Annotated in this window: 17 protein-coding genes; 12 read left to right on the top strand and 5 right to left on the bottom strand. The window is 75.2% G+C overall.

The features are described from left to right. Positions 1 to 145: 145 nt before the first annotated feature. A complete protein-coding gene (locus ACFWP2_RS14925; RefSeq protein WP_380450981.1) occupies positions 146 to 754 on the top strand; it encodes an ester cyclase in 609 nt (202 codons plus the stop codon). Between the two features lie 157 nt (positions 755 to 911). Continuing rightward, positions 912 to 1,349, top strand: coding sequence for a universal stress protein (locus tag ACFWP2_RS14920; protein WP_380450979.1), 438 nt, complete (start codon positions 912 to 914; stop codon positions 1,347 to 1,349). Positions 1,350 to 1,811: 462 nt separating this feature from the next. Here the strand turns inward: ACFWP2_RS14920 and ACFWP2_RS14915 are convergent, their stop codons facing one another. Then, positions 1,812 to 3,524, bottom strand: coding sequence for an IclR family transcriptional regulator C-terminal domain-containing protein (locus ACFWP2_RS14915; protein ID WP_380450977.1), 1,713 nt, complete (start codon positions 3,522 to 3,524; stop codon positions 1,812 to 1,814). A gap of 106 nt (positions 3,525 to 3,630) precedes the next feature. Here ACFWP2_RS14915 and ACFWP2_RS14910 point away from each other — a divergent pair, with 106 nt between their 5' ends. Genes ACFWP2_RS14910 through ACFWP2_RS14875 form a run of 8 tightly spaced genes read left to right on the top strand, consistent with a single transcriptional unit; the run spans position 3,631 to position 11,329 of the window. After that, positions 3,631 to 4,389, top strand: a complete 759-nt coding sequence (locus ACFWP2_RS14910; protein ID WP_380450975.1) for a CoA transferase subunit A — start codon at positions 3,631 to 3,633, stop codon at positions 4,387 to 4,389. Then, positions 4,386 to 5,027 (top strand): CoA transferase subunit B, encoded by a 642-nt coding sequence (locus tag ACFWP2_RS14905; protein ID WP_380450973.1) that lies wholly within the window; start codon positions 4,386 to 4,388, stop codon positions 5,025 to 5,027. The genes ACFWP2_RS14910 and ACFWP2_RS14905 overlap by 4 nt, the downstream gene beginning before the upstream one ends. Then, entirely contained in the window at positions 5,024 to 6,226 is a 1,203-nt protein-coding gene (locus ACFWP2_RS14900) for a thiolase family protein (RefSeq protein WP_380450971.1), read from the top strand. The genes ACFWP2_RS14905 and ACFWP2_RS14900 overlap by 4 nt, the downstream gene beginning before the upstream one ends. Before the next feature lie 16 nt (positions 6,227 to 6,242). Then, positions 6,243 to 7,016 carry a protocatechuate 3,4-dioxygenase subunit beta gene (gene pcaH, locus ACFWP2_RS14895; protein ID WP_380450969.1) on the top strand — a complete coding sequence of 258 codons (774 nt, stop codon included), beginning with the start codon at positions 6,243 to 6,245 and terminating at the stop codon, positions 7,014 to 7,016. Continuing rightward, positions 7,016 to 7,573, top strand: a complete 558-nt coding sequence (pcaG, locus tag ACFWP2_RS14890) for a protocatechuate 3,4-dioxygenase subunit alpha (protein WP_380450967.1) — start codon at positions 7,016 to 7,018, stop codon at positions 7,571 to 7,573. The genes pcaH and pcaG overlap by 1 nt, the downstream gene beginning before the upstream one ends. Continuing rightward, complete coding sequence (pcaB, locus tag ACFWP2_RS14885; protein WP_380450965.1) at positions 7,560 to 8,930, top strand: 3-carboxy-cis,cis-muconate cycloisomerase; 1,371 nt, start codon at positions 7,560 to 7,562, stop codon at positions 8,928 to 8,930. The genes pcaG and pcaB overlap by 14 nt, the downstream gene beginning before the upstream one ends. Further along, on the top strand, positions 8,927 to 10,114 hold the full coding sequence (gene pcaD, locus ACFWP2_RS14880) for a 3-oxoadipate enol-lactonase (protein ID WP_380450963.1): 1,188 nt from the start codon (positions 8,927 to 8,929) through the stop codon (positions 10,112 to 10,114). Before pcaB ends, pcaD begins: the two co-directional genes overlap by 4 nt. A 39-nt stretch (positions 10,115 to 10,153) precedes the next feature. Then, on the top strand, positions 10,154 to 11,329 hold the full coding sequence (locus ACFWP2_RS14875; RefSeq protein WP_380450961.1) for a 4-hydroxybenzoate 3-monooxygenase: 1,176 nt from the start codon (positions 10,154 to 10,156) through the stop codon (positions 11,327 to 11,329). A gap of 63 nt (positions 11,330 to 11,392) precedes the next feature. On the opposite strand, the gene ACFWP2_RS14870 is transcribed toward ACFWP2_RS14875, so the two are convergent. The 4 genes from ACFWP2_RS14870 to ACFWP2_RS14855 are packed head-to-tail and all read right to left on the bottom strand — an operon-like array spanning position 11,393 to position 15,209. Then, positions 11,393 to 11,851 carry a MaoC family dehydratase gene (locus ACFWP2_RS14870; protein WP_380450959.1) on the bottom strand — a complete coding sequence of 153 codons (459 nt, stop codon included), beginning with the start codon at positions 11,849 to 11,851 and terminating at the stop codon, positions 11,393 to 11,395. 35 nt (positions 11,852 to 11,886) lie between these two features. Continuing rightward, the gene (locus tag ACFWP2_RS14865; protein WP_380450957.1) at positions 11,887 to 13,395 is read right to left on the bottom strand and encodes a long-chain fatty acid--CoA ligase; all 1,509 of its coding nucleotides are present in this window, start codon (positions 13,393 to 13,395) and stop codon (positions 11,887 to 11,889) included. A 9-nt stretch (positions 13,396 to 13,404) separates the two neighbouring features. After that, complete coding sequence (locus ACFWP2_RS14860) at positions 13,405 to 14,286, bottom strand: amidohydrolase family protein (protein ID WP_380451176.1); 882 nt, start codon at positions 14,284 to 14,286, stop codon at positions 13,405 to 13,407. Between the two features lie 11 nt (positions 14,287 to 14,297). Continuing rightward, positions 14,298 to 15,209 carry an SDR family NAD(P)-dependent oxidoreductase gene (locus ACFWP2_RS14855; RefSeq protein ID WP_380450955.1) on the bottom strand — a complete coding sequence of 304 codons (912 nt, stop codon included), beginning with the start codon at positions 15,207 to 15,209 and terminating at the stop codon, positions 14,298 to 14,300. Positions 15,210 to 15,512: 303 nt separating this feature from the next. Between ACFWP2_RS14855 and ACFWP2_RS14850 the strand changes: the two genes are divergently transcribed. Beyond that, positions 15,513 to 16,316 carry a PaaX family transcriptional regulator C-terminal domain-containing protein gene (locus tag ACFWP2_RS14850; protein WP_380451174.1) on the top strand — a complete coding sequence of 268 codons (804 nt, stop codon included), beginning with the start codon at positions 15,513 to 15,515 and terminating at the stop codon, positions 16,314 to 16,316. Positions 16,317 to 16,425: 109 nt separating this feature from the next. After that, positions 16,426 to 17,823, top strand: a complete 1,398-nt coding sequence (locus ACFWP2_RS14845; protein ID WP_380450953.1) for an NAD(P)/FAD-dependent oxidoreductase — start codon at positions 16,426 to 16,428, stop codon at positions 17,821 to 17,823. The last annotated feature ends 23 nt before the right edge of the window (positions 17,824 to 17,846 follow it).

The raw sequence follows: 17,846 nt of genomic DNA, 5'->3' as shown, positions 1-17,846 counted from the left end.
CCCTGCCCCGGTCGGCCGGCTCGCCTGACCCCCTGCCCCGGTCGGCCGGCTCGCCTGACCCCCCTGCCCCGGTCGGCCGGCCGACCCCGCACGCCCGCACGCCCGCACCCCCGGGCACGACCACCCGAACCGAGGAGCTGTTCCCATGCGCTCGCACACCCTGATCCGTACCGCCGCCGTCCTCACGGCGGTGGCCGGCCTGGCGGGCGGCACCGCCGCGGCCGCCCCCGTCCACGACAGCGGCCGCCACTCGTCCGCCCGTGACTGGCCGCAGCGGCTGATCGACCGTTCGCCCGATCTCGTCCAGCCGGAGGCGCTCACCGTGGACCGTTCGATCGGCGCCCGGCGCGCCGCCCAGGAGGTCCGCCTGGCGCAGCAGTTGTACACCTTCTGGAACACCGGTCAGCAGCGCTACCTGGACGCGGCGGTCAGCCCGCAGTTCCGCGACAACACCCTGCCGCCGGGCCGTCCCCAGGGCCCCTCCGGGCCGCTCTTCGCCTCGAAGAACTTCCGCGCCGCGGTGCCGGACCTGACCTGCGAGCTGTCCGACGTCCTGATCAGCGGGGACAGGATCACCGCCCGGCTGGTCTTCCGCGGCCACTTCACCGGCACCTTCGACGGCGTGCGGGGCCAGGGCCAGCGCGTCGAGTTCAACGCCATCGACATCCAGCACGTCGGGACCGACCGGATCACCGAGGACTGGCACATCGAGGACAACGCGACGCTGCTCACCCAGCTGGGCGTCCACGCCTGACCCCTCCCGGCCCGGCCCGGCGCGGCGCGGCCACCGGCATCCACCACGGCTCGGCCGCCGGGCGTCACCCGGCTGCCGGGCCGTGGTGGCGGCGCCGTCCGGCGGCCAGCACCGTGGTCAGGGGGCGACGATCCGCTGGACGGTCAGGACGGTGCAGATGAACGCGAACGACTCCGCACCCCGCGTCGTGGTCGGCGTCGACGGCTCGCCGTCGTCGTACGCCGCGCTGCGCTGGGCGGCCCGGCACGCGACCCTGATCGGCGGGGTGGTGGACGCGATCGGCGCCTGGGAGCCGCCGAGCCACTTCGGCTGGTCGGCGCCGGTGGTCGACACCACCTTCGACCGGGAGCTGGCCGAGCGGCGCTTCGCCGACGAGCTGCACACGGTGCTCGGCGAGGACAGCCGGGCGGAGGTCCGCCAGACGATGGTCATGGGCGACCCGACCGAGGTCCTCCTGGACGCGTCCCGGGGCGCCGAGCTGCTGGTGGTCGGCAGCCACGGCCACGGCGGCTTCACCCGCACCCTGCTCGGCTCGGTGAGCATGCACTGCGCCCAGCACGCCGACTGCCCGGTGGTCATCGTCCGGGCCCGGTGACGCCGACGGACATCCGCCGAGCACCCGGGCGCCGGCGACGCGTCGGCGTTGCCCACCGGAGAGCGCGCGGGGCACTGCGGCGGCCTCGCGCTCGCCGCGGCCGACCTGGTCGAGGAGTTCGGCGACCCGGTGCCGCCGGGAAGCCGGGTCGAGCGCGGCGCGCAGCCGCAGCACGTGCTCGACGCACGCGGCGGACCGCCGTCATCCTGCCCGGCACCGTCACCCGCATCCACACGGCCGTCGCCGAGACCTACCGGCGCTGGTGCGGGGAGCACGGCTCGGCGCCCCGGCCGGTCCGCACCGAGGGACCGGGCGACGGGCCGGTGGCTGCCGCCGTCGAAGGGCTGCTGATGGCCGCCCTGGAGAGCGGCAGCCGGGAGCCGACCGGCGCCCTCGCCCCGACCCGCCCGGAGGTCCGTGCTTCGAGCGGCCCTGACGCCGCCCTCAACCCCGACGCCGCCCTCAGGCCGGCCGCGCCCCGGGCAGGCGGTCCGTCAGTGCGAGGTCGGCACTGATCGCCCGGGCCGCCTCGGACAGCGGCGGGAGCAGAGCCGCGCGGACCTCGTCGGGGGTGCCCCGCCCGGCGTGCAGCGCGACGTTGACGGCGGCCACCACCCGGCCCAGGCCGTCGTGGACCGGGACGGCGACGGAGCGCAGCCCCTCCTCCAGCTCCTGGTCGACCAGGGCGTGGCCGTCCCGCGCGGCGGCGCGGACGGCGGCGGCCAGGGCGGCGCGGTCCGTCACGGTGGCCTCGGTGAACCGCGTGGGCGTCATCTCCGCGAGGAGGGAGGCGAGTTCCGGCTCGGGCAGGGCGCCGAGCAGCACCCGCCCCATCGACGTCGGGTACGCCGGGAGCCGGGTGCCCACGGCGAGGTCGAGGCGCATGATGCGGGTGGTCGGGACGCGCGCGACGTAGCGGATGTCCGGGCCGTCGAGGACCGCCATCGAGGCGGACTCGTGGACCCGGAGCACCAGGTCGATCAGGTGCGGCTCGGCGATCTCGGCGAGGGACAGGCCCGCCAGGCGCGCGTATCCGAGACCGAGCACGCGGGGCAGGAGACGGAACCGCTCACCGTCGCTGCCGACGTACCCGAGGTGCCGCAGGGTGATCAGGGCCCGGCGGGCGGTGGCGCGGGGCAGGCCGGTCGCGCGGGCCACCGCGGCCAGCGGGTGGCTGCCGGGCGCGGCGCCGAGAGCGAGCAGGACGTCCAGCCCGCGGGCGAGCGACTGGAGGAAGCCGGAGCCGAGTTCCTCCTTGAGTCGCCGGCCCGACGGCGGCACCGCGGGTGCGGCCGGCGCCGCCGGGAGGGCGAGGCGCCGCTCCATCTCCCGTGCCGTGTCCCGGAGTCGGGGCAGGGCGTGACCGGTGAGTGAGGCGGCGTCGTGCCGGCTGGTGTGGCTGACGACGCTGACCGCGCAGACCGTCGCACCCGAGGGGTCGCGGACCGGGACGGAGACGGCGACCAGCCCGGGCTCGATCAGCTGGTCGTCCACCGACCAGCCCCGTACGGCGGAGGCCTGCGCCAGCTCCCGGAACCCGACGACGTCCGGGGCGCTCGACGGCTCCACCGCGTAGCCGCCGTCGTCCGTACCGTTCGCGTCGTCCACGCCGTTCGCGCGGCGCCGCGGCCAGGCGTCCCACCGGCCCTCGTCCCACTCGGCGGCGAACAGCGCGCCCGGGGCGCAGCGCTCGGCGGGCAGCAGGTCACCGATGCGGAAGGAGACGGCCATCGCGCGGCGGCGGGTGGCCTGGACGACAAAACGAGCGTCGTCGCCGTCGGGGACGGCGATCGAGACGGACTCGTCGAGGCGGTCGGCGAGTTCGACGGCGAGGGAGCCGAGCCGATCCGGCAGGCCACTGCCGGTCAGGTAGGCGTTGCCGAACTCGGCCGCCCGGGGGGCCAGGACGAGGTCCCGCCCGTCGGAGCGCAGGTACCCGAGGCCGACGAGCGTGGTGGCGATCCGGTCGACGGTGGAGCGGGCGAGGCCGGTGGCGCGGGCCAGGTCGCTGGGCCGCTGGCGCACGGCCGGGTCGACGGCCATGGCTCGCAGCAGGGCGAGCCCGCGCTCCAGCGGCCCGACGGACTCCTCGGGCGGTGCGGACGACGGACCGGACAACGGACCGGACGACGGACCGGACGGCGGACCGGACGGCGTCGGAGCGGTTTCGGGCATCGGCGGATTCTCCTTCACGGGCCCGTTGACAGGCGTCGGACCGCGGCGCACACTCTGCGCACCCAAGATTCCGAACGATAGTTCACCAGGCGAACAGGGGCAACGAATGGACAAACTGGTGGCCTCACCCGAGGAGGCCGTCGCCGACATCGGGGACGGCTCCTCGCTCGCCGTCGGGGGCTTCGGCCTCAGCGGCGTCCCGAACGTGCTCATCCAGGCGCTCTACGCACGCGGCTCCGGCGGCCTGAGCGTGGTGTCCAACAACTGCGGAGTGGACGGCGGCGGCCTCGGCGTGCTGCTGGCCGCCGGGCGGATCGGCCGGGTCACCGGCTCGTACGTCGGCGACAACAAGGAGTTCGCCCGCCGCTACCTCAGCGGCGAGCTGGAACTGGAGCTCACCCCGCAGGGCACCCTCGCCGAGCGGCTGCGAGCGGGCGGCTGCGGCATCCCCGCGTTCTTCGCCCCGGCGGGCGTCGGCACCCTGGTCGCCGAGGGCGGCCTGCCCTGGCGCTACGCCCCGGACGGCTCCGTCGCCCTCGCCTCCCCGCCCAAGGAGGTGCGCGAGTACGACGGCCGCTCCTACGTCCTGGAGCGCGGCATCACCACCGACTTCGCGCTGGTCCGCGCGGCCCGGGGCGACCGGCACGGCAACCTCGTCTTCGCCAAGGCCGCCCGCAACTTCAACCCGCTGGCCGCGATGGCGGGCCGGGTGACCGTCGCCGAGGTCGAGGAACTGGTCGAGCCGGGCGAGCTGGACCCCGACGCCATCCACCTGCCCGGTGTCTTCGTCCAGCGCGTCGTCGCCCTGACGCCGCAGCAGGCCGCCGCCAAGGGCATCGAGCGCAGGACGGTGCGAACCGCATGACCTGGAACCGCGAAGAGATGGCGGCCCGCGCCGCCCGCGAACTGGCCGACGGCTGGTACGTCAACCTCGGGATCGGCCTGCCCACCCTGGTGCCGGGATTCCTGCCGCCGGACGTGGACGTCGTCCTGCACTCGGAGAACGGCCTGCTCGGCGTGGGCCCGTACCCGACCGAGCGGGAGGTGGACCCGGACCTCATCAACGCCGGCAAGGAGACGGTGACGGTGCTCCCGGGCGCGTCCTCCTTCGACTCCTCGCTCTCCTTCGGCATGATCCGCGGCGGCCACATCGACGCCGCGGTCCTCGGCGCCATGCAGGTGTCGGCCACCGGGGACCTGGCGAACTGGATGATCCCCGGGAAGATGGTCAAGGGCATGGGCGGCGCGATGGACCTGGTCCACGGCGCCCGGCGGGTGATCGTGCTGATGGAGCACACCGCCAGGGACGGCTCACCGAAGATCGTCCCCGAGTGCACCCTCCCGCTGACCGGCCGCGGCTGCGTGGACCGGATCGTCACCGACCTCGGCGTGCTGGACGTGACGGCCGACGGGCTCGTCCTGGTCGAGACCGCGCCCGGGGTGAGCCCGGACGAGCTGCTCGCCCGGACCGCCGCGCCGGTGCGGGTGGAGGTGCCTCGATGACCCGGGACGTCTACCTGGTCGACGCCGTCCGCACCCCGGTCGGCCGCTACGGCGGCGCCCTGTCCGCCGTCCGCCCGGACGACCTCGCCGCCGGGGTGATCCGCGCACTCCTCGAGCGCACCCCGGCCCTCGACCCGGCCACGGTCGACGACGTGTACCTCGGCAACGCCAACGGCGCCGGCGAGGAGAACCGCAACGTCGGCCGGATGGCCGCCCTGCTCGCCGGGCTGCCGGTGACCGTGCCCGGCGTCACCGTCAACCGGCTCTGCGCCTCCGGCCTGGAGGCCGTCGTCCAGGCCGCCCGGGCGATCGCGCTGGGCGACGCCTCGACGGTGATCGCCGGCGGCGTGGAGTCGATGAGCCGCGCGCCCTACGTGCTGCCCAAGAGCGACCGCGCCTTCCCCGCCGGGCACACCGAGCTGTACTCGACCACGCTCGGCTGGCGGATGGTCAACCCGAGGATGGCGCCGGAGTGGACCGTCCCGCTCGGGGAGTCCGCCGAGCTGATCGCGGAGAGGCACGGCATCAGCCGCGAACAGCAGGACGCGTTCGCCCTCGCCAGCCACCGCAGGGCCGCCGCCGCCTGGGAGCAGGGCCGCTTCGACGCCGAGGTGGTGCCCGTGACCGTCCCGACGCGCCAGGGTGAGGTCGTGGTCGACCGGGACGAGTGCGTGCGCCCCGACACGTCCACGGCGGCGCTGGCGAAGCTCAGGCCCTCCTTCCGCAGCGAACGGGGCACCGTGACCGCGGGCAACGCCTCGCCGCTCAACGACGGCGCCGCCGCCGTGCTGCTCACCGACGAGCAGGGCCTGCGCCGCGTCGGCCGGCAGCCGCTGGCCCGGGTCCGGTCCGCCGCCGTCACCGGGATCGAGCCGCAGTACTTCGGGCTCGGGCCCGTGGCCGCCGTCCGCCGGGCCCTCGCCAGGACCGGCCGCGGCTTCGCCGACCTCACCACCCTGGAGCTCAACGAGGCCTTCGCCGCCCAGGTGCTGGGCTGCCTCGCCGAGTGGCCCGAACTGGACCCCGAGGTCCTCAACCCCCGCGGCGGCGCCATCGCCCTCGGGCACCCGCTCGGCGCCTCCGGGGCCCGGCTGGCCGGCGCGGTCGCCCACCAGCTGGAGGCCGCCGGCGGCGGTACGGGCGTCGCGACGCTGTGCGTCGGCGTCGGCCAGGGACTCGCCCTCGTCCTCGACCGATGACCGGCCCACGAGACCGATGACCGGCCCACGAAAGGAGCCACCCGTGTCGCCCACCCAGCAGGACGTCTCCCGGGAGATCGCGGCCCACGTCGAAGCCGCGACGGCCGCAGCCCCGCACCACCCCCGGCGCGACTACCCGCCCTACCGCAGCAGCGCGCTGCGCCACCCCCGCCAGCCGCTCGTCCCGGTCCGGGACCCGGAAGCGGTCGAACTCTCCGGCCCGGCCTTCGGCCGCACCGACGTGACCGACCTCGACCACGACCTGACCCGGCAGCACACGGGCGAGCCGCTCGGCGAGCGGATCACCGTCACCGGCCGGGTGCTCGACCGCGCCGGACGGCCCGTCACCGGACAGCTGGTGGAGATCTGGCAGGCCAACGCGGCCGGCCGCTACGCCCACCAGCGCGACCGGCACCCGGCCCCGCTCGACCCCCACTTCACCGGCGTCGGCCGCTGCCTCACCGACGACCGCGGGAACTACCGCTTCACCACCGTCAAACCCGGCGCCTACCCGTGGGGCAACCACACCAACGCCTGGCGCCCCGCGCACATCCACTTCTCGCTGTTCGGCACCGCGTTCACCCAGCGCCTGGTCACCCAGCTCTACTTCCCCGGCGACCCGCTGCTGCCGTACGACCCGATCCTGCAGTCCGTCACCGACGCCGCCGCCCGCGCCCGGCTGGTCGCCGCGTACGACCACGAGCTGTCCGTGCCCGAGTGGTCGCTCGGCTACCGCTGGGACATCGTCCTGGACGGGCCGGGCGCCACCCCGATCGAGGAAGGCCGCTGATGCTCCCACCCACCCCCTCGCAGACCGTCGGCCCGTTCTACGGCTACGCACTGCCCTTCCCCGGCGGCCCCGAGCCCGCGCCCGCCGGGCACCCCGAGGCCCTCACCGTGCACGGCACCGTGTACGACGGCGCGGGCGAGCCCGTCCCCGACGCACTGCTGGAGCTCTGGCAGCCGGCGCCGGACGGCGGCCGCGCCGGCGCCCCCGGCTCGCTGCGCCGCGACCCGACCACCGGCGGCTTCGCCGGGCGCGACGGGGTGGCCTTCACCGGCTTCGCCCGGGTCGCCACCGACGCCGACGGCCGCTGGGCCGTACGCACCCTGCCGCCCGGCGGGGTGCCCTACCTGTCGCTGTGCGTCTTCGCCCGCGGTCTGCTGCACCACCTCTACACCCGGATCTACCTGCCCGGGCCCTCGGCCGAGGCCGACCCGCTGCTGGCCTCGCTCGCCCCGGAGCGACGCGCCACCCTGCTCGCCCACGAAACCGCCCCGCGCGTCCACCGCTTCGACGTACGACTGCAGGGCCCCGAGGAGACGGTCTTCCTTGACTTCGGCTGACGAACCCGACGGCGCGGACCTCGGTCTGCTCTCCCCCGCCCGCGCCGGCACGGCGGTCGAGGCCGCCACCGGCGACCGGGCCTTCCTCCAGGCGCTGCTCGACGCCGAGGCCGCCCTGACCCGGGCCCAGGCCCGCCTCGGCCGGGCCCCGGCGGCGGCCGCCGCGGCCGTGACCGCCGCCGCCCGCGCCGAGCGCTTCGACCTGCGCGGCCTGGCCCTGCGGGCCCGGGCCGCCGGCAACCCGGTGATCCCCCTGGTCGCCGACCTCACCGCGGCCGTCCCCGCCGAGGCGGCCCCGTACGTCCACCGGGGGGCGACCAGCCAGGACGTCCTGGACACCGCCACCATGCTCGTCGCCGCCCGCTGCCTGCCTTTGATCACCGCCGACCTGCACCGGAGCGCCGACCTGCTCGGCCGCCTCGCCGCCGAGCACCGGCTGACCCCGATGGCCGGACGCACCCTGACCCAGCAGGCCGTCCCGACCACCTTCGGGCTCAAGGCGGCCGGCTGGCGCAGCCTCGTGCTCGACGCCGCGGACCGGCTCGCCGCCCTCCGGCCGCCCGCCCAGCTCGGCGGCGCGGCCGGCACCCTGGCGGCCTTCGGGCCTGCGGACGGACCCGCCCAGATCGCCGCCTACGCCGACGAACTGCGCCTGGCCGAACCCGAGTTGCCCTGGCACGCGCTGCGCACCCCGATCGCCGACCTGGCCACCGCGCTGGCCTTCACCACCGCCGCGCTCGGCAAGCTCGCCGCCGATGTGCTGGTGCTGAGCCGCACCGAGATCGGCGAACTCGCCGAGGGCCGGGGCGGCGGCTCCTCCGCGATGCCGCACAAGGCCAACCCGGTGGCGGCCACCCTGATCGCCGCCTCCGCCCGGCAGGCCCCGTCGCTGGCCGCCGTCCTGCTCGGCGCGCTCGCCGCCGAGGACGAGCGCCCGGCCGGCGCCTGGCACGCCGAGTGGCAGCCGCTGCGCGAACTGCTCCGGCTGGCCGGCGCGGCCGCCGCCCACGCCGTCCGGCTCGGCGAGGGCCTGCGGGTCTTCCCCGACCGGATGACCGACAACCTGCGCCTCACCCGCGGGCTGGTGGCCAGCGAGCGGGTGGTCGGCGAACTCGCCGCGCTGATCGGCCGGGGCCCGGCCCGGCGGCTGGTGGAACGCGCCGCCGGCCGGGCCTCCGAGAAGGAGTCCGGCCTCGCCGAGGTGCTCGCGAACGAACCCGCCCTGCACGGGCTGATCGACGCGCGGCGCCTGCACGACCTCACCGACCCCGCCCGGTACCTCGGCGCCGCCGGATCGCTCGTCGACCGGGCCCTGCTGCGCCGGCCCGCTCCCCCCGTCCAGGAGAACCCCTCGTGACCGTACGTCTGCACCACCGCACCGAGGGGCCCACGGGCGCACCGGTGCTGTTCCTCGGCCCCTCGCTCGGTACCTCCCTCGCCGTCTGGGACGCCCAGGTGCCCGCCCTCGCCCGCCACCACCGGGTGGTCCGCTTCGACCTTCCCGGCCACGGCGGCACCCCGGCGGACGTGCTGCCCGCCGACGGCACCGCCACCGTCGCGGACCTCGCCGGCCTCGTCCTCGACCTCGCCGACCGGCTCGGCATCCGGCGCTTCGGCTACGCGGGCGTCTCGCTCGGCGGAGCGGTCGGCGCCCATCTGGCCGCGCACCACCCCGACCGGGTCACCGCGCTCGCCCTGGTCTGCTCGTCGGCCCGCTTCGGTCCGGCCGCCGGCTGGCGCGAACGCGCCGCACTCGTCCGGGCCGAGGGCACCGAGGCCCTCGCCGCGACCGCACCGGCCCGGTGGTTCACCCCCGCCCTCGCCGATTCCCCGGCCGCCGCCGCACTGGTGGCGGACCTGCGCCGCACCTCCCGCGACGGCTACGCCGCCTGCTGCGACGCCCTCGCCGGGTACGACCTGCGGGCCGAGCTGCCCCGGATCAGCGCGCCGACCCTGGTGGTCGCCGGCCGCCGGGACCCGGCCACACCGCCGGCGCACGCCAGGGAACTCGCCGACGGCATCCCCGACGCCGGCCTGCTGGAGCTCCCCGACGCCGCCCACCTCGCCCCCGTCGAACAGCCGCAGGCCGTCCTCACCGCCCTGCTGGGCCACTTCAGCGCCGCCGACGACGACCGCTCCCGCCACCGCGCGGGCACCGCCGTACGCCGCCAGGTGCTGGGCGACGACCACGTGGACCGGGCCGTCGCCCGGACCACCGACTTCACCGCCGGGTTCCAGGACTTCATCACCCGCTACGCCTGGGGCGAGATCTGGACCCGCCCCGGCCTCGACCGGCGCACCCGCAGCTGCGTCACCCTCACCGCCCTCACCGCCCGCGGCCACCTGGAGGAGCTGGCGCTGCACGTGCGCGCCGCCGTCCGCAACGGCCTCACCCCCGAGGAGATCGGCGAGGTGCTGCTGCAGACCGCCGTCTACTGCGGGGTACCGGCCGCCAACGCGGCCTTCGCCACCGCCCAGCGCGTCCTCGCGGACCCGGCCGGACCCGGCCCGGACGCCGAGCCACCGTCCGCTCACCGCTGAGAACCCACCACTCGCCCCTGACCACCGGAAGGCACCCCCATGCGCACCAGCGTCGGCATCATCGGCGCCGGCCCGGCCGGACTCCTGCTCTCCCACCTGCTCCACACCCAGGGCGTCGACACCGTCGTCCTGGAACTGCGCGACCGCGGCTACGTCGAGCGCCGCCAGCGCGCCGGCATCCTCGAACAGGCCACCGTCGACGTGCTGCGCGCCTCCGGCGCCGGTGAGCGGATGGACCGCCAGGGCCTGCCGCACCACGGCGTCGAGCTGCGCTTCGACCGCCGCTCGCACCGGATCGACTTCCCCTCGCTGACGGACGGCCGGTCCGTGACGGTCTACGCCCAGACGGAGGTGGTCAAGGACCTCATCGCGCTGCGCGAGGCGGCCGGCGGCACCGTGCTGTTCGAGGCCGAGGCGCTGTCGGTGGACGGCGTCGACACCGCCGCCCCGAGCATCCGCTACCGGCACGACGGCGCCGAGCACACCCTGGACTGCGACCTGGTGGTCGCCTGCGACGGCTTCCACGGCATCGGCCGCCGGGCGGTACCCGAGGGCGTGCTGACCGTCAGCGAGCGGACCTACCCGTTCTCCTGGCTGGGCGTCCTGGCCGACGTCCCGCCCTCCTGCGAGGAGCTGATCTACGCCCACCACGAGCGCGGCTTCGCCCTGCACAGCATGCGCTCCCCGCAGGTCAGCCGGCTCTACCTCCAGGTCGACCCGGACGACACGGTGGAGAACTGGCCCGACGAGCGGATCTGGGACGAGCTGGACACCCGCTTCGCGGTGGACGCCGACTGGCGCCTCGCCCGCGGGCCGATCACCGAGAAGTCCATCACCCCGATGCGCAGCTTCGTCGCCGAACCCATGCGCCACGGACGGCTGTTCCTGGCCGGGGACGCCGCCCACATCGTGCCGCCCACCGGTGCCAAGGGCCTCAACCTGGCGGTCGCCGACGTCACGCTGCTCGCCCGGGCGATCGGCCGTTGGGCCGCCGACCGGGACGAGTCGCTGCTGGACGCCTACTCGGAGACGGCGCTGCGCCGGGTCTGGCGGGCCGAGCACTTCTCGTACACCATGACCACCCTGCTCCACCCGGCGCCGGGCGAGGGCGAGTTCGACCGCCGGCTGCGACTCTCCCACCTGCGCTACCTGGCTTCCTCCCCGGCCGGCTCCGCCACGCTGGCGGAGAACTACGTCGGGCTGCCGGTGGTCTGACCCGCACACCCCGAAGGGGGCGGCCGCTTCGGGAAGCGGCCGCCCCCTTCGGGGTTCCGGGGCTCAGGCGTAGAAGCGGTAGACCGCCTGGGCGACGCAGGCGGGCTTGGCGGAGCCGTCGAGCTCCACCGTGAGGTCGACCACGACCTCCACGCCGCCGCCCCTGACGTCCTCGACCGAGAGGATCGCGCCATGGGCGCGGATCTTGGCCCCGACCGGCACCGGGGCGGGGAAACGGACCTTGTTGAGGCCGTAGTTGACGGCCATCGACACGCCCTCCACCACCAGCAGTTCGCTCCAGAGCGGGATGAGCAGCGAGAGGGTGAGGTAGCCGTGCGCGATGGTGCCGCCGTACGGGCCCGCCTTGGCGCGCTCGACGTCGGTGTGGATCCACTGGTGGTCGTCGGTGGCGTCGGCGAAGAGGTCGACGCGGGGCTGGGCGATCTCCCGCCAGGCGGTGTGGCCGAGGTCGGCTCCGGCCTGGGCCCTGATCTCGTCGAGGCCGTTGACGGTGGTGGACATGGTGGTGCTCCTTGTCGGAGGTGGGGGAACGAGGATCAGTCGGAGAACCGCGCCCGGATCGGGCCCTTGAGCAGCTTTCCGGTCGCGTTGCGCGGAAGGTCGGGCACGAGGACGACGGACTTGGGGATCTTGTAGCGGGCCAGCCGCCCGTCCAGGTGGGCGAGCAGGTCGGCGGGCTCGGCGGCGGCGCCCTCGCGCAGGACCACCACCGCCCGACCCACCTCGCCCCAGACCGGGTGGGCGACCCCGATGACGGCGCACTCGGCGACGGCCGGGTGCTCCAGCAGGGCGTCCTCGACCTCGGCCGGGTAGATGTTCTCCCCGCCCGAGATGATCATGTCCTTGACGCGGTCGACCAGGCGGACGTACCCCTGCTCGTCGGCCACCGCGATGTCGCCGGAGCGGAACCAGCCGCCCTCCCGGAAGGCCTCCGCGGTGGCCTCGGGCAGGTTCCAGTACCCGGGGGTGACATTGGGCCCGGCGACCAGCACCTCGCCCTCCGCGCCCGGGCCGGCCTCCTCGCCCAGCGGGTCCACCACCCGGACGTCGGTGAAGAAGTGCGGCACCCCTGCCGAACCGGCGCGGTCGTGGGCATCGGCGCGGTGGAGGATCAGCACACCGGGCGAGGCCTCCGTCATGCCGTAGCCCTGCACGAAGGCGAGGCCCCGGTCGAGGTAGGCGCGTGCCGTGCGGGCGGGCACCGGCGCGCCGCCGCACAGCAGGTTCCGCAGGCTGGACAGGTCGGCCCGGGCCCAGCCCGGAGCCGCGGCCACCGCGTCGTACATGGTCGGAACGCCGAACATGCAGGTGACGCGGTGGTGTCGGATCAGCTCCAGGGTCCGGGCGGCGTCGAAGGAGGACTCCAGGACGACCGTGCCGCCCTTGAGCAGAACCGGAAGACAGCTCATGTTCAGCGCGCCGGTGTGGAACAGCGGTGCGCTGACCAGGGCCACCTCCTCGCTGGTGAGGTCGGTGTCCACCAGCACGTTGAGGCTGTTCCACAGGACGTTGCCGTGGGTGAGGACGGCGCCCTTGGCCCGCCCGGTGGTGCCCGAGGTGTACATGATCAGGCAGGGGTCGTCCGGGCCGACCTCCTCGTCGATCGGCTCGCAGGGCGCGGCGGCCAGCAGTTCCTCGTACGCCTCCCCTTCCGCCCGCCAGCACTCCACGACGTGGGCCGGCAGCCGTGCGGCGCCGCCGTCCGGGCCGGCCGTCAGCAGCAGCGAACTGCCCGAGTCGGCCAGCTGGTAGCGGAGTTCGGGCACGGCGAGGCGGGTGTTGAGCGGGACGAACACGGCGCCCAGCAGGCCGGCCGCGAACAGGGTCTCCAGGTAGGCGGGGTGGTTCGGGCCGAGGAACGCCACCCGGTCTCCGCGCCGGACACCCGCCCGGCGCAGCGCGTGCGCCAGCCGGGTGCAGCGCTCGGACAGCCGGGCGTAGTCCACGGCCGTCCCCTCGTGGACCAGCGCGGTGCGCCGGGGGGTGCGGCGGGCCCGGCGGGCGGGCCAGGAGCCGATGCCCTGGTTCCGTACGGGTGTGCGCATGGGCTCGCCTCACCTCCCGTCGTCGGCCGGCGACAGGCCGAGCAGCCGGGCCGCGTTCTCCTTGAGGATCTTCGGGCGGACCTCGTCCTTGATCGGCAGCCCGGCGAAGTCGGCGAGCCAGCGGTCCGGGGAGATCAGCGGGTAGTCCGAGCCGAACAGCACCTTGTCCTGGAGCAGGCTGTTGGCGTACCGGACGAGCTGCGGCGGGAAGTACCTGGGCGACCAGCCGGAGAGGTCGATGTACACCTGCGGCTTGTGGGTGGCCACCGCCAGAGCCTCGTCCTGCCAGGGGAAGGAGGGGTGGGCGAGAACGATCCGCATCCCGGGGAAGTCGGCGGCGACGTCGTCCACGTCCATCGGGTTGGAGTACTTCAGCCGGATGCCGCCGCCCCCGGGGGCACCCGCGCCGATCCCGGTCTGCCCGGTGTGGAAGACGGCGATCGCGCCGGCCTCCTCGATCGCCTCGTACAGCGGGTAGGCGAGCCGGTCGTTGGGGTGGAAGGCCTGGATGTTCGGGTGGAACTTGAAGCCCTTGACGCCGAACTCCCCGACCAGGCGGCGGATCTGGCGCACCGCGGCCCTCCCCTTGTACGGGTCCACCCCGGCGAAGGGGATGATCACGTCGGGGTGCTCCAGCGCCGCCTCGGCGATCTCCTCGTTCGGGACCGGCGGGGTGCCGGTGGCGGACTCGGCGTCGACGGTGAAGACGACGCAGGCCATCCTCCGCTCGCGGTAGTGGGCGGCGATCTGCGCCAGGGTGGGCTGGCGGTGCCCGGCCTTGAAGTACGCGCCGGCGGCGGCGTCCAGTTCGGCCGAGAGCGAGGCCCCGCCCTTGGCGGAGACCTCGGCGTGGGTGTGCACGTCGATCGCGAGGAGTTCGTCCGGGTTCATCGTCGGCGCGCTCACAGCCGCGGCGCCGGGATGCCGTAGGTCTGCGGCACGCGCCCGACCGAGACCGGCCAGGCGGCGGCGATCGCCTCCGCGCTCCAGCCGCCGTCGGCGTAGGCGACCGCGACCTCCTCCGGGTGCGACCACAGGGCGAGTTTGTCGCCACCGAGGCCGATGCACTGACCGGTGATCCCGGCGGAGGACTCGGAAGCGAGGAAGGCGACCAGCCCGGCCACGTCCTCGGCGGTGCCGAAGCCCTCCCCCTTGCGCAGCGCGTCCGGGAACGGGGTGCCGTGCTGCTCCAGCGCCTCGATGTGCGGGGCGAAGACGGGGACGGTCTTGGTCATGGCGGTCGCGGCGACCGGGATGACGGCGTTGGCCGTGATGCCGGCCCGGGCCAGCTCCATCGCCCAGGTCCGCACCATGGCGGCGATCCCGGCCTTGGCGGCGGCGTAGTTGGTCTGACCGAAGTTGCCGCGCTGCCCGGCGGGGGACCCGGCCACGATGATCCGGCCGCCCTCGCCCTGCTCGCGCATCCGCTCGACGGCGGCGCGGACGCAGGTGAAGGTGCCGCGCAGGTGCACCCGGACGACGGTGTCGAAGTCCTCGTCGGTCATCTTCCAGAGCACCTTGTCGCGCAGCACCCCGGCGTTGGTGACCATCGCGTCCAGCCGCCCGAAGTGCTCCACCGCGCAGGCGACCAGTGCCTCGGCGGCCTCGGCGGTGCCGACCGGGACGGCCAGCGAAGCGGCCCGGCCGCCGTCGTCGGCGATCAGCTCGACGGCGTCGGCGGCGGCCTGCGGGTCCACGTCGTTGACGACCACCGAGGCGCCGGCGGCGGCCAGCGTCCTGGCGTAGGCGAGACCGAGGCCGCGTCCGCTGCCGGTGACGACGGCCACCTTGCCGGAGAGATCGATGCGATCCATGGGGGGAGTCCTTTCGCCCGGCCGGGGCGGAGGCGCGTGTTCGCGACCAGGCATCGCCACCGGCGGCTGCTGAAGAAACTAGGCAGAATTCTGTCGACGGTCAACAGAGTGCCGAATATTGATCCTGGCTACGCTGTTGCCCCGACCCGCCCCGCACCACCCCCGACCCGCCCGCACCACCGCGGCCGGCCCGCACCACCGCGAACGACCGGGGCCGCCCGCGCCACCGGGCCCCGCCCGCACACCAGGAGGAAGACCGTGCCCGCCGACCAGGACACCGCCGCGCCGCGACCGCAGTCCCTGATGCTGAGCTTCTTCGGCATCCACGTGCTCGGCCGGGACGTCGCCCTGTCCTCCGGAGGCGTGATCGACGCCTTCGCCCGGGTCGGGGTCAGCGAGGAGGCCGTCCGCTCGACCCTCACCCGCATGGTGGGCCGGGGGCTCCTGGAACGTCACCGCAGGGGACGGAAAACGTACTTCGGACTCACCGAGCGCGCCAGGACCGTGCTCGCCGACGGCCAGGACCGGATCTGGCGCACCGGAGCCGTCAACCGGAAGTGGGACGGCAGCTGGACGATCGTCGGCTTCTCCCTGCCCGACGCCTGGCGCCGGGAGCGCCACGACCTGCGCTCCCGCCTGACCTGGGGCGGATTCGCCCCGCTGCAGAGCGGCCTGTGGACGGCGCCCGGCCGGGTCGACGTGGCCGCACTCGTCGACGGGCTCGCACTGGAGGGCCACCTGCGGGTCTTCCACGGCCGGGCCGCCGCCCCCACCGACGCCGGCGACCTGCTCACCGCCTTCGACGTCCCGGCGATCGCCCGGGGGTACCGAGGGTTCCTGGACCGCTGGAGCGGCGCCGCCAGCAGCGAGACCGGCGACCCCTCCACCACCCACGGCCCGGACGACCTCGCCCGCCAACTGCTGCTGCACACCGACTGGTTGGACCTGGTCCGCAGCGATCCGCACCTGCCGGCCGAGCACCTGCCCGCCGACTGGCCCGCCGAGACGGCCGAGCGGCTGTTCCACACCCTGGCGCACCGCTACCAGCCGGGCGCCGAGGCGATCGCCGCCGAGGTCCTGGACCGGATCGAGCTCCCGACCCCCTGAGGCTTATGTCAACACCATTGACGTTGAACCCGGCACGACGGTCTGATGGCGGCACACGGAGGCCCCGACCCTCCCCGCACCGAAGCCATGCACCGAAGGAGCCACCGCCATGGCCGACCCCGTCCACGCCCTCCGGGACGCCCAGCCCGTACCGTTCTGGCTCGACGACCCCACCCGGCCCGCGCCCGCCTCCGCCCTGGTGAGCGACGTCCGCTGCGACCTGCTCGTGGTCGGCGGCGGCTACAGCGGGCTGTGGACCGCGCTCATCGCCAAGGAGCGCGACCCCTCGCTCGACGTCGTCCTCATCGAAGCCCAGGAGGTCGGCTGGGCCGCCTCCGGCCGCAACGGCGGCTTCTGCGAGGCCAGCCTCACCCACGGCCTCGCCAACGGCCACCAGCGCTGGCCCCACCAGCTCGGCACCCTGGAACGGCTCGGCGCCGCCAACCTCCAGGCCATGCAGGACAGCATCGAGCGCCACGGCATCGACTGCGACTGGGAGCGCACCGGCTCCCTCGTCGTCGCCACCGAGCCCCACCAGGTCGACGAGCTGCGCGAGTTCGCCGAACTCGCCGCCCGCTACGGCAGCCGGCTCGACGTCCTCGACCGCGAGGCCGTCCGCGCCGAGATCGACTCCCCCACCTTCCTCGGCGCCCTCTGGGACCGCGAGGGCGTCGCCATGCTCAACCCCGCCCGGCTCGCCTGGGGCCTCAAGCGGGCCTGCCTCGACCAGGGCGTGCGGATCTTCGAGCACACCCGCGCGACCGGCCTGGCCTCCTCCGCGAGCGGCATCACCGTCCGCACCCCGTACGGCCGCGTCGGCGCCCACCGCGTCGCGCTCGCCACCAACGCCTTCCCCTCGCTGCTGCGCCGCCACCGCCCGTACACCGTGCCGGTCTACGACTACGCGCTGATGACCGAGCCGCTGAGCGCGGAGCAGCTCGCCTCGGTCGGCTGGCGGGGCCGCCAGGGCTTCTCCGACAGCGCCAACCACTTCCACTACGTGCGGCTCTCCGCCGACAACCGCATTCTGTTCGGCGGCTACGACGTGGTCCACCAGTACCGCAGCCGGATACGGGCCGAGCGCGACCAGCGGCCGGAGACCTTCGCCACCCTCGCCCGGCACTTCTTCCGGACCTTCCCCCAGCTGGAGGGCCTGCGGTTCAGCCACGCCTGGGGCGGCGCCATCGACACCTGCACCCGGTTCAGCGCCTTCTTCGACCTCTCCCACGACGGCCGGGTCGCCTACGCCGCCGGATACACCGGCCTGGGCGTCGGCGCGACCCGCTTCGGCGCCGAGGTGATGCTCGACCTCCTGGCCGGCGCCCGCACCGAGCGCACCGCCCTGGACCTGGTCCGCCGCAAGCCCCTGCCCTTCCCGCCCGAGCCGGCCCGCTCGGTCGGCATCGGCATCACCCAGTGGGCCCTCACCCGCGCCGACGCCAACGCCGGCCACCGCAACCTCTGGCTGCGCACCCTGGACCGGTTCGGCCTCGGTTTCGACAGCTGACCGCCGGGCGCGGCGGGGCGTCC

This window comes from Kitasatospora sp. NPDC058444, from assembly GCF_042721415.1.
In the GTDB taxonomy this organism is placed as follows: domain Bacteria; phylum Actinomycetota; class Actinomycetes; order Streptomycetales; family Streptomycetaceae; genus Kitasatospora.
The sequence above is the reverse complement of the archived record's forward strand: the minus strand, read 5'-3'. Positions and strand labels throughout refer to the sequence as shown.